This is a genomic window from Aquimarina sp. AWH4_224 (genome assembly GCF_056160245.1).
Genome location: NZ_JBSWWU010000005.1, coordinates 259,091 through 271,877, shown reverse-complemented (window position 1 = coordinate 271,877; position 12,787 = coordinate 259,091). Strand labels below are relative to the sequence as shown.

9 protein-coding genes are annotated in these 12,787 nt (G+C 36.3%); 7 read left to right on the top strand and 2 right to left on the bottom strand.

Features of this window, described 5'->3' with window-relative positions:
• Positions 1-1,362 carry a DEAD/DEAH box helicase gene (locus tag ACXAGJ_RS12095; protein WP_474840178.1) on the bottom strand — a complete coding sequence of 454 codons (1,362 nt, stop codon included), beginning with the start codon at positions 1,360-1,362 and terminating at the stop codon, positions 1-3.
• 85 nt (positions 1,363-1,447) lie between these two features.
• Between ACXAGJ_RS12095 and ACXAGJ_RS12090 the strand changes: the two genes are divergently transcribed.
• Positions 1,448-1,984 carry an NADPH-dependent FMN reductase gene (locus ACXAGJ_RS12090; RefSeq protein WP_474840176.1) on the top strand — a complete coding sequence of 179 codons (537 nt, stop codon included), beginning with the start codon at positions 1,448-1,450 and terminating at the stop codon, positions 1,982-1,984.
• Positions 1,985-1,988: 4 nt separating this feature from the next.
• Complete coding sequence (gene pabB / locus ACXAGJ_RS12085) at positions 1,989-3,299, top strand: aminodeoxychorismate synthase component I (protein ID WP_474840345.1); 1,311 nt, start codon at positions 1,989-1,991, stop codon at positions 3,297-3,299.
• Between the two features lie 24 nt (positions 3,300-3,323).
• Here pabB and ACXAGJ_RS12080 read toward each other — a convergent pair whose 3' ends face one another.
• Positions 3,324-4,022, bottom strand: a complete 699-nt coding sequence (locus ACXAGJ_RS12080) for a hypothetical protein (protein ID WP_474840174.1) — start codon at positions 4,020-4,022, stop codon at positions 3,324-3,326.
• Positions 4,023-4,181: 159 nt separating this feature from the next.
• Here ACXAGJ_RS12080 and tilS point away from each other — a divergent pair, with 159 nt between their 5' ends.
• The 5 genes from tilS (at position 4,182) to ACXAGJ_RS12055 (ending at position 12,777) form a co-directional block, all read left to right on the top strand.
• Positions 4,182-5,498, top strand: coding sequence for a tRNA lysidine(34) synthetase TilS (tilS, locus tag ACXAGJ_RS12075; RefSeq protein WP_474840172.1), 1,317 nt, complete (start codon positions 4,182-4,184; stop codon positions 5,496-5,498).
• Positions 5,498-7,474, top strand: coding sequence for a protein-disulfide reductase DsbD family protein (locus ACXAGJ_RS12070; RefSeq protein WP_474840170.1), 1,977 nt, complete (start codon positions 5,498-5,500; stop codon positions 7,472-7,474). The genes tilS and ACXAGJ_RS12070 overlap by 1 nt, the downstream gene beginning before the upstream one ends.
• A gap of 98 nt (positions 7,475-7,572) precedes the next feature.
• Positions 7,573-8,217 (top strand): Crp/Fnr family transcriptional regulator, encoded by a 645-nt coding sequence (locus ACXAGJ_RS12065; RefSeq protein ID WP_073316315.1) that lies wholly within the window; start codon positions 7,573-7,575, stop codon positions 8,215-8,217.
• 199 nt (positions 8,218-8,416) lie between these two features.
• Positions 8,417-10,720, top strand: a complete 2,304-nt coding sequence (locus ACXAGJ_RS12060; RefSeq protein ID WP_474840168.1) for a spondin domain-containing protein — start codon at positions 8,417-8,419, stop codon at positions 10,718-10,720.
• A gap of 215 nt (positions 10,721-10,935) precedes the next feature.
• Entirely contained in the window at positions 10,936-12,777 is a 1,842-nt protein-coding gene (locus ACXAGJ_RS12055) for a CocE/NonD family hydrolase (RefSeq protein WP_474840166.1), read from the top strand.
• Positions 12,778-12,787 lie beyond the last annotated feature (10 nt).

The window sequence follows — 12,787 nt, the reverse complement described above, 5'->3', positions numbered from 1 at the left end:
TTATCGCTTCTTTCGTTTTTTATTCTTTTGATTAAACGTCTTATCTCCACGAGTTTTGGGTTTTTTGTACTTCTTTTTGATCTCTCGTTTATACTTTCCACCCAGATTTACTTTTTTGTTTTTTTCCTTTTTTTCATGAAAGGCTGCGCCCGCTTCATCATCGTTAGGGCGTTTATGAGGGTTGTAAATTTCCTTGATTTTGGGTTGCTCTTCTGGAGTAAGTTCTTCCGAAATTTCTACAGCTTCCGGAAAAGAAAGCTGTTCTATCTTCATTTCCATTAAAGCTTCAATGGTTTCGAGAGATTCTTCCTCTTGCGAAGTGACCATGATGATAGCATTTCCTTTCTTTTGCGCTCTACCGGTTCTACCGATACGGTGCATATAATTCTCTGGGTATGCAGGAGTATCTACATTGATTACATGAGAGATATCATCTATATCCAATCCTCTGGCCATAACATCTGTAGCAATCAAAATGCGATGTTCTCCACTTTCGAATTGTTCAATGCTTCGAAGACGATAATTTTGAGTTTTGTTAGAATGAATAACAGCGCATTGGTCTGGGAATGTTCTTTCAAACCGCTCAAACAAACGATCTGCCATACGCTTGTTGGCTACAAACAGCAGGGTTTTTTGAAACTCTTCGTTGTCTTCGAGAAGATATTCCAGGAGATTTACTTTGGTATAAAAGTTTGCTGTACTGTAGGCGTATTGTTTGATGTTCTCTAGCGGTGTACCACTTTTGGCAATCGATATTTTTTTAGGATTGATAAAAATATCTTTGATGATTTCTTCGACCTGTTCGGTCATTGTTGCCGAGAACATGATATTTTGCCGCTGCTGCGGAAGGATATCAAAAATATTCATCAGCTGATGCCTAAATCCTAGGTCCATCATCACATCTACCTCGTCGATTACTAATTTTTGTATAGATTTTAATTGCAGTGCTCTACTTACAGCAAGATCATACAAACGACCTGGGGTTGCTACGATAATATCTAGCCCTTGCGAAACGATTTGTTTTTGTGTGTTGATATTAGTTCCTCCGTATACACCAGCGATGCGGACGTTAATATAGGTGGATAACTTTTCAATTTCATCTGATACTTGTACTACCAGTTCGCGAGTAGGAACGAGTACTAGAACTCTTGGATTTTGTTGAACCGAATACTTAAGCATTCGCAAAATAGGAAGCATGTAGGCATAGGTTTTACCTGTACCGGTTTGTGCTATCCCCACCACATCTTTACCAGACATGACTACTGGAAATGCTTTTTCCTGAATTGGAGTAGGAGTGGTAAACCCTAAATCGTCTAGAGCGTTTAAAAGTTGAGTACTTAAATTAAGATCTTGAAAAGTCAATGGTATTTATTTTGATGGTACAAAGGTAGCCTTATTTTGTGACTGTATACATTTTGGTTAATTTTGAAATCAAAATCACACAAATATGAAAAAGATTCTCGCTTTTGCCGGGTCTAACAGCAGCACATCGATCAATCACAAATTAGTAAAGTATGTAGCCTCAGAGATTAAGGAACATGAAATTATGGTCCTAAATTTAAATAGTTACACTATGCCTATGTATAGTGAAGATGAAGAGAAAAAAGGGTTTCCTGCCATGGCGATGGGTTTGAAAAAGGAAATTTCAGAAGCGGATGCTTTGATCATTTCGGTTAATGAGCACAACGGAAGTTTTGGTGCTTTTTTCAAAAATATTATAGATTGGTTATCTCGATTGGATCGTAATTTTTTAGAAGGAAAAAAAATATTATTGATGAGTACTTCTCCAGGAAAAAGAGGAGGATTAAGCTCCTTAGAATACGCAAAAGGTATTTTTCCGCGGTTTGGAGGTGAGATTATCGAGAGTTTCAGTTTTCCTTCTTTTTATGATAATTTTTCTATGGAATCTGATGCCGTATCAGACGAAACACTTTTGTTGGGATTAAAACAAGTTATAAGTACTTTTGCACATCAAATTAAATGATGCCGTGCGAAGTACCCAAAAATATGCTTTAACAGATCCCGCTTCTTTCAAAAATCAAATGTTACAATGGGCGCAGACATTTGATGAAGTCATTCTATTAGATTCTAATTCGTATCAGCAACTGTATTCTAGTTATGATGCTGTTTTGGCTGTTGAGGCCTTTACTACACTAAAAACGGATCACGTAAACGCTTTTGCAGAGTTACAAGAGTACCAGGAGAAAACGGCTGATTGGATTTTTGGATATTTATCTTATGATTTGAAGAATGATGTGGAGCATTTGATTTCTCAAAACAAAGATGGTCTGTTATTTCCTGATCTGTATTTTTTTCAACCCAAGAAATTATTGTTGCTGAAAGGTGACGAATTAGAGATGCATTATTTGCGTATGGTGGATGATGAGATGGACGATGATTTTCAAGAAATTCAGAAGTTACCGGACACGATTCAATTGCTGGAAAAAGAAGATAGTGATTGTGGTAAAGTGAAAATTAGCCTGGGAATGACCAAAGATGTGTATAAGAAAAAGGTCGGGCTGATGTTGGATCATATACATCGGGGAGATATTTATGAAGCGAATTTTTGCCAGGAATTTTTTGCCAAAGACAGTTGCATTGATCCTTTACAAACCTACCATCATCTCAATGCCATTTCGCAACCACCTTTTGCTACATTTTTGAAGTTCGACAATCAATATTTGTTGTCCGCATCACCAGAGCGATATATTCGAAAAGAAGGAAAGAAAATTATTTCGCAACCTATAAAAGGAACTGCCAAACGAGCCGAAGATAAGATAGAGGATAAAAAGCTTGCAACTCAATTAAAAGCAGATTTAAAAGAGCGTTCAGAGAATATTATGATCGTGGATCTGGTGCGTAACGATTTGTCCAGAACTGCGGTCAAAGGTTCGGTGAAGGTAGAAGAACTTTGCGGAGTATATAGCTTCAAACAAGTACATCAAATGATTTCGACGGTTGTCTCTGAGGTGAAGGAAACAACCTCTCCGATAGAAGTGATCAAGACTACATTTCCTATGGGGAGTATGACCGGAGCACCTAAGATTTCTGCTATGCAAATTATTGAAAACCTGGAAGAATCTAAACGCGGATTGTACAGTGGTGCGGTGGGATATTTTACTCCTAAGGGAGACTTCGACTTTAATGTAGTGATACGTAGTATTTTGTATAATGCTGCAGAGAATTATATATCGTATACTGTTGGGGGAGCAATCACAGCCAAATCCGATCCCGATAAGGAGTACGAAGAATGTTTGCTAAAAGCAAAAGCAATGCGCGAAGTGCTTGAAGGTGTTTAATTGATTTTTAGAATATTGTTTTAGTCAAATAAGATTTTTTCTAAAGCTTTTTCTAACATTAATAATAGTTTCCTTTACATCATTCGCAGTGATTTCCATGATGGAGGCAATTTCGTCAAAATTAAGTTTGCCAAACACAAATAAATCGATGATTTTGGAAGTCTTCATCGGTAACCAACTGTAGAATTTACCTAAGAGTTTCTGTTTCCTAAAATCTGTAGAGGGCTCGGCGTCAATGATACGAAGGATTTCAGAATCCAGGTCATCATAAATGAAATTTTGCTTGTTTTCAGAAGATTGATGGTAGCATATGTCATTCAGATCTTCTTTCATGATTAGTTCGTTACCTTCTGTCGTATACACTTCTTCTAGTTTCTCCAATTCGTTTTTTAGGAAATGGTTCGTACTAATACTTCGCTGATGCCAACCTTCTCTTAGATACAATTCATCGATAAGTTCGTCGGCAATTTTGAAAAGTTGTAATTCCAGTGATAAGGTATCCATATGGATATCAAATTCATCCTGGTGTAGTTTTACAATAGCATCGTCTATAATACCGTTAGAACAATACATGTTTTGTGGCAAAATACCAACGCTTTCAGCAATGTATAATCGGTGTTTTACATATGGATGTAAGTGAGGAACAATAGAAAGTAATTTTTTACTAAATTCCCTTTGATCATCAGCCCTATAAAATTTCTGCAATTCATCTGTCCTTGTCATTGGTCCTTGATTTAAGAGTTGTTGTTTTAAAAATAACGAAAACAAACCAAATTTGATGTTAAAAACTTGAAAATCAATGGATAAATCAATGTTTTGAGTCTAATGTTATTGGTAAATCAAAATTGTATATTTGGAAAACCGTAAAAAAAGACAAATATCTTGTTAGCACAGGAATTTAAAGAGCATATTTCTACACAACTCCCTTTTTTGATGGGGAGCAGAATATTGATTGCCTGTAGCGGAGGATTGGATAGTATGGTGCTTGTAAAATTATGTGTTGAAACCTCTTTTGAAACAGGAGTTGCACATTGTAATTTTAAGCTTCGAAATGAAGAGAGTGACGGGGATGAAGCTTTTGTAAAAGCATATGCTCAGCAATTACATATTCCTTGTTTTACAACCTCATTTGATACCGAAAAGTACGCGGCGACTCATAATTTGTCGATACAAATGGCAGCTCGGGAGTTACGATATCGTTGGTTTGATGAAATGGCAGAACTCCATCAATACGATTATATTCTTACTGCGCATCACACGGATGATAATCTCGAAACCTTTTTGATCAATTTGTCAAGAGGAACGGGAATAGAAGGGCTTGCCGGTATTCCAGAAGTAAATGGGAAGTATATCAGGCCTTTACTTAATTTTTCGAGGGAGGATTTGCTAAAGTTTGCTAAGAAACGAAAATTACAATGGAGAGAGGATAGTAGTAATAAGAGTACCAAATACCTTAGAAATAAATTGAGGCATGATGTAATCCCAGAGTTGAAGATGATTAATCCAAGCCTACTTAAAAACTTTCAAACTACTGTAGCCAATATACAAGCCAGTACTAGCTTTATCAAGTCACAAGTTCTCTTGCTAAAAAAAGAGCTGTTCCTCTTGGGGGAAAATGGTGTTATAAAAATTCCGATTAATCGATTACAGAGTTATGGTAATTCAAAGAGTAGCTTATTTTTCTTATTAAAGGATTATGGGTTTACAGCTTGGAGCGATATCGAACAAATGGTAACTGCGCAATCCGGGAAACAGATTTTTTCTGCAACCCATCGTTTAGTAAAGGATCGAGAACATTTATTATTAAGTCCAATAATCGAAGAATTACCAGATCATGTGTATTCAATTCCTGAAGAAGAAACCATGTTAATGTTTCCTTCCGGAACGATGCGTTTTAAGGAGGTTGACGAGATGGAAAGTGCAAATTTGAAGACGATTTTTGTAGATAAAGAAAAGTTAAAGTACCCTTTAAGTGTAAGAAAATGGAAAGAAGGCGACTACTTTTATCCACTGGGAATGAAAGGGAAAAAGAAATTAAGTAAATATTTTAAAGACGAAAAATTATCTTTGTTAGCCAAAGAAAGAGTGTGGTTGTTGTGTTCTGGAAAAGAAATTGTTTGGATTATCAATTACAGAGCAGACAATCGATATAAAATTATGCCCCAAACTAATCAAATACTAAAAATAACTATAACCTAATGCGCTATCTACTACTATTTATAACCCTATTGTCTACATCTGTTTTTTCTCAAACCCTCGATCCAATAGAATGGAATGCGGGAATTGAAAAAGAAACAGAGGATACGTATGTCTTAAAATTTACAGCCAAACTGGACAAAGGATGGCATCTATATTCAATACACGAGGTAGAAACCGATGAAATAGCTCCTGTACCCACAGAGTTTACCTTCTATCCAACACCAGACACCTATGAGCTAATTGGAGCGACTATAGAGCCTAAGGGAATTGAAAAGTTTGATAAGATTTTTGAGATGGACATAAAGTACTTTGAAGAGAAAGTTACTTTTACCCAAAAAATAAAACGCATTAACCCCAATTTAAAAAGCGTTAAGGCAGAGGTTTTCTTTTCTATTTGTGATGACGAGCGTTGTTTGGCTCCAGAAACGGTAGAGTTTGATATTAGTTTTTCTGGTGCAGCTTCCGAGAACAAAGGAGATGCTTCTGCAATAACTGATAATGATCGTAATAAGTCTAATGCACTAGATATCGGGATTCAAGGGAAAGAAAAATTTCCATCAGAAGAGGTAGAAAAGAAAAGTTATTTCAACATCTTTATTTTAGGTTTTTTAGGTGGTTTGATCGCACTGCTTACACCTTGTGTGTTTCCAATGATACCGCTCACGGTATCGTTTTTTACCAAAAGTGCCAATAACAAGAAAAAAGGAATGTTTAATGCTATTTTGTATGGCTTTTTCATTTTTGCGATATATGTATTACTAAGTTTACCATTCCATTTGTTGGATTCTGTAGACCCGGAGATTTTGAATAATATCTCTACCAATGTGACACTCAATATTTTGTTTTTTGTCATATTCATTGTTTTTGCAATTTCCTTTTTTGGATATTTCGAAATTACTTTACCTGCATCTTGGAGCAATAAACTAGATAGTAAGGCAACCAGTATAGGAGGAATTGTAGGTGTGTTTTTTATGGCACTTACATTAGCTTTGGTTTCCTTTTCTTGTACAGGACCGATTTTAGGATCGTTGTTAGGAGGATCCCTAAGTACCGATGGTGGAGCGATGCAGTTAAGTTTTGGTATGGGAGGTTTTGGATTAGCCTTGGCATTACCATTTGGTTTATTTGCCTTGTTTCCAAATTGGTTAAACTCTCTACCTAAAAGTGGAGGATGGTTGAATACGGTTAAAGTAGTACTTGGGTTCATTGAGCTAGCCTTAGCTTTCAAATTCTTGTCTAATGCTGATCTTGTAGAGCATTGGGGACTATTGAAGCGAGAAATATTTATCGGTATCTGGATTGTTATCGGAATAGGGATGGTCTTGTATTTGTTTGGGAAAATTCGTTTTCCACACGATGGCCCGTTACAGAAATTAAGTACAGCAAGAAAAACACTGGGAGTAGTAACCCTGGCCTTTGTGATTTATTTATTACCTGGCCTTACCAATACAGCTTATGCAAATTTAAAGTTACTAAGTGGTTTCCCGCCTCCGTTATTTTATAGTGTTTATGAAAAAGAAGCGCATGGCCCTCTAGGATTAAATGCATATACTGATTTTGAAGAAGGAGTGAAAGCGGCCAAAGCCCAAAACAAACCGATTATGTTGGATTTTACGGGATGGGCCTGTGTAAATTGTAGAAAGATGGAAGAGCAGGTTTGGAGCCACCCAGAAATTATTGAAATATTAAAAGATAAATATACATTGATTTCATTGTATGTAGATGATCGAGAAAAACTATCCAAAGAAGAACGATTTAAGTTCTTGAAACCTGATGGAAGAGTAAAAAATATAAAAACTATTGGGGACAAATGGGCAACCTTTCAGACCCTTAATTTTCAGAATAATTCGCAGCCGTATTATGTTCTTTTGGATAGTGATATGAATATGCTGAACCGTACTACAGCATACACTCCCGATGTCAAGGAATACCTAAAATGGTTAAAGACCGGCTTAAAGAATTATAGTTCAAAATAATCGTTTTTGATATTGTTATAAGTTTTTATTATAGCTATCGTGTAAGTACGTTTATTTTTTTCGACTTACTTAGTGTTCAAACCCTAATACAATGAAGAATGCTAAGTGAAAAATTAGAACTTTCCAGATGTTTTCCGTTTATCGAAAAAGAGCTTGAAGATGAAATGCTTTCTTTTGGGCAATTAAAAAGTATTCCCAAAGGTGAGTATGTCGTAAAACAAGGTAGTTACCTTAACTTTCTTCCCATCATATTAGACGGTTTGATTAAAATGTACGCCGAAGAGGAGGAAGTAGAATTTTTGCTATACTATATTCATCCAGGACAATGCTGTATTCTTAGTTTTAATCATTTGTTCGGACAAGAACCTGTTCGTTTCTCAGCAGTTACAGAAAAAGAAACAAAGGTGCTATGCCTACCCATTAAAAATGTAAAAGAATGGTTTTTTAAATATCCATCATTCACGCAAATTATATTAAAAGACTTTCAACGTAATTACGAGGATCTATTGAATACTACAAAACAAGTAGTGTGTTATAAAATAGAAGATAGATTGGTGAATTACCTAACCGAAAAAGCGAAGCTTCAAAATTGCAATATGATACAAATGTCTCATCAGCAAATAGCTTCAGATTTAGGAACTTCAAGAGAAGTAGTTTCGAGGCTTACCAAAAAATTACAAGCTACGGATTTACTGATTCAGCATAAAAGACATATCGAACTAAAACAATTGCAAGTAAGCTAAAATAATAGTTTTTCTACCCTTTGCTTTTAGGTGCCAAATTGGTGCCTAAAAGTGTATGTATTTTTGTTTGTAATCATTTGATTATCAATTAATTAAATAACAAATTTTTAACAATTTACGGTGACTTTTGTCACCGTTTTTTGGTTTTGATTGCGATTAATTTTGTCTCAAGTAAAATGAACAAATAAAAGTATATATCATGAAAAAAATTAATCTTTACTTTTTTATTGCTTTAATAGCATTCGCATCGTGTAGCGATGACGACGATGTAGTGACACCTCCGGATAATCCGGATCCTGTCGAAAATAATGTTGTAATCAACGAAATTAGATTTCTAGGTACCGACTTGGTAGAAATTTTTAACCAAGGAGATCAAGAAGCAGACCTTAGCGATTATTGGTTATGTTTAGGACCTGGTACTTACCAAAGAATTGGGGAAATCACTCCAGAAAGTGGAAGTGTTGTAATTCCTGCAGGGGGATATTTGGTATTACCTTATAATTTACCTGATACTGATGCAGGTTTAGGATTGTATTCTTCAAACGAATTCACCAATGCTGATGCACTTGTAGACTTCGTGCAGTATGGATCTGGTGGTAGCGCTAGAGAAGATGTGGCTGTAGCCGCTGGTTTATGGACAGCAGGAGAGTTTGTTCCTGCCACAACAGATGCGGACAACAGTATCATCTTTGATGGAGAAGGTAATGGTGCTGCAAATTGGGCAGAAACTACTACTGTGACATTTGGAGCAGAAAACGTATTAACAATGCCTGTCAATGATGTACGTTCTATCGTATTTAACGAGGTAAATTATGGTGAAGACAAATTAATCGAGTTATGGAATAATGGTACTGTATCGGTAGATTTGGCACCATACTGGTTATGTCTTGGTCCTGGTCAATATTTACAGATTGAAAACGCAACCGTAGTAAGTGGTAATAGAGAACTTGCACCAGGGGAATTTTTGGTAGTAAACTGGGATATGTTAAGTAATAATGAAGGACTGGGATTATATTCTACAAATACCTTTGCTAGTGCTGATGCTATCGTTGATTTCGTGCAATGGGGATCTGGAGGAAATCCTAGAGAAAATGTTGCGGTTGAAGCTGGAATCTGGACTGCAGGAGACTTTATTCCAGAGGTAAGACTACCAAGTTTCAGTATCGCGTACGATGGAGAAGGAGATGCTTCTACAGATTGGGAAGAGAGAGTTAATCCAACTTTTGGACAAGGTAATGCTACTGCGGTAACCAACAGAACATTTGCTGTTACCATCAGAAATACCGTAAATTACTTATATGCAGCTCCATTTGCAGAAAACGCACCTGTAGGAGCTTTGAATGGAACATTAACCAAAACATTTAAAGCAGTTCCAGGAGCAAAATTAAATTTTGCAACAATGTCTGCAGCTACAAATGACTGGTTTTTTGGACCAAGAGGAGTAGGGATAGATTTATTTAACGGACAAACAGCGGTAACCGGAGATATTACAGATCAAGTTTTACTTTGGGATCTAGGTACAGAAGAAGAAGAAGCGGCCTTTATCGCTACCGTACAATCGGGACCAAACATGGGGAATCCAGATGATGACAATACCGTTAGAATCATACAAGAAGATGTAAGTGCTGATATTCGAGTAGAATTAGCATATGATGAGCCAACTAGAGAATTTACATTAACCATTACTAACTTACAAGGTGCAGGAAATGGAATCGTTATTACTCCAGGATTAGTTGTACTACATGCTCAAAATAACCCTTTATTTACTCTAGGGCAGCCTGATAGAGGAGTAGGTCTTGAAGCTATTGCAGAAGACGGTCTTCCTGCCGAATTAAATGATTGGTTCAATGAATTAGGAACGCAAGGAACACCACTTAGATTATCTTCTTCATTAACACCTTTATCTCCTTCGTTTATCTATGCTTTTAATACAGACAGGGATCCATGGTTTACCCAAGGAGAAGCAGCAAAAGCGTCTAGTGGATTAGAAGAGATCGCAGAAGATGGTGATAGAAGCGTGGCATACAACTACCTAAAAGATTTTGGTATCCCAACAGCTTTACCAACCGAGGCAGGACCAATTATGCCTGGTGGTGTACATACCTTCACAATAGAGGTTCCAGAAGGACAAGATTATAAATTAGGTTTCGGTACTATGTTCGTTCAATCCAACGACTGGTTTATCAGCACAAACAATGTTGGATTGGTATTGTTTAACCCAGATGGATCTGCTTTCTCTGGAGTAAGCGAAAGTTCAAATACATACTTATATGATGCAGGTACAGAAGATGATGAGCCAGTAGGTTTTGGACCAAATCAGGTAATGAGACAAACTGCACTTAATACAGGACCTGCAGATGCTGATACTTCTGTAAGAAGAGTTTCATCTATAGAAGATGTTCAATTCGGAAAAGGAGTGATCAATAGTGGGCCTGGAGTAACATGGTTTGGAGATCCAAGAGGAGGATATAACCTTATTGAAGTTGAAATCACGCCACAATAGTGCTTACCCCAAAGCCAAAATATCTATATAAGGGGATATAGATATAATAATAGATCGCGGGAAAAACCTTTGGCATATTAGCCAAAGGTTTTTATTTATGATAATATCTCAGAGATAACTAGATAATATCGCTGAACCTGTGTTAAAATCTCCTTAAAGATATCTTTATGGCTACACCATTTTTTTATCTTCAGCGACAAACTAAATTAACATCAATGCAAGTCTTAAAAATTAACTATTTTACTTTATTCGTACTATTTGTTTCCTTTATAGGGTTTTCTCAACAGGATAATGCATACGAAGTAAAAGATCACTACACAAAGAAAGAGGTTGATATCGTAATGCGAGATGGTACCAAGTTACATACAACCATTTATTCCCCAAAAGATACTTCAAAAAAGTATCCTATTCTAATGCAACGAACCCCATACAGTTCTAGACCATATGGAGAAGGACAATTTAGATCTCAGATTGGTCCTAATAAATATATGATGCAAGAAGGTAATATCATTGTTTATCAGGATGTAAGAGGTCGTTGGATGAGTGAAGGAGTTTATGATAATATGCGGGCTTATATCCCTAATAAAAAAGGAAAACAGTTCGACGAAGCCAGTGATACTTACGATACTATAGATTGGTTAGTAAAAAATGTGGCTAATAACAATGGAAATGTTGGTGTATGGGGGATTTCGTATCCAGGGTTTTACGCCACGTATTCCTTGTTAGATTCACACCCAGCGTTAAAGGCAGTTTCGCCTCAGGCGTGTATTGGAGATTTCTTTTTTGATGATTTTCATCACAATGGGGCATATCTTTTAAGTTATTGGAGAGCAACTGCGGTATTTGGTTATGAAAAAACACAACCTACAGACAAAGGATGGTATAGTTTTCCAGATCTTAAAAGCAAAGATCAATATCAGTTTTTCTTAGATGCCGGTCCTTTAAGTAATCTTGATCAATATTATAAAGAGGATAATGTGTTTTGGACACAATTAAAAGAACACCCTAATTATGATGAGTTTTGGCAAAAAAGAGGAATCATTCAACATCTTGAAAATATTAAACCCGCTGTAATGGTAGTAGGAGGACTTTTTGATGCTGAAGACTTATATGGTCCGTTTGAGACCTATGAAAACATAGAAAAAAGAAGTGATAATTATAATATTATGGTTTTTGGTCCTTGGAGTCATGGAGATTGGGCCAGAAGTAAGGACCGTCAGGCTATAGGAAATGTATATTTTGGAGATAATATTTCTGAAAATTACCAAAAGAATGTAGAAACCAGGTTCTTTAACCGTTTCCTGAAAAATGACACCAAAAAAGAAGCTCTACCAGAAATACAGATTTTTGATACGGGAGCGAAGAAATGGGATGCTTTTGAAACCTGGCCACCAAAAAATACAGAAAAGAAAACATTTTATTTGGCAGACGGTCTTACCGAAGCAAAAGGGGATGGCGCTTCAGAATTTATAAGTGATCCTAAAAAACCAGTTCCTTACTCAGAGGACGTGAAGATGGTGTTTACACCAAGAAAGTATATGACCGACGATCAAAGATTTGCTGCTCGTCGTCCAGATGTTTTGGTATTCGAAACCCCGGTTTTGACTGAAAACGTAACGTTATCTGGAGAAATATTAGCCAAATTAAAAGTAGCTACTACAGGTACAGATGCGGACTGGGTGGTAAAATTGGTGGATGTATTTCCTAACGACGCCGAAGATACTCAGGAAACTCAGAAATATTTAAAAATGGGGAACTATCATATGATGGTTCGTAGTGAGGTAATGAGAGGTCGTTTTAGAAACGATTTCAGCAAACCAGAACCTTTTACTGCTAACGAAAAAACAGCTGTGAATATTAAATTACAGGATGTACATCATACTTTTAAGAAAGGACATAAAATTCAAATTCAGGTACAGAGTACTTGGTTTCCATTAATTGATTTGAATCCGCAAACTTTTGTACCCAATATATTTAAGGCAAAAGCATCAGATTTCAAAAAGCAGACACATAAGGTATTTCATGATTCTGCAATCGAAGTTTCAATTTTAAAATAAACCATCACCC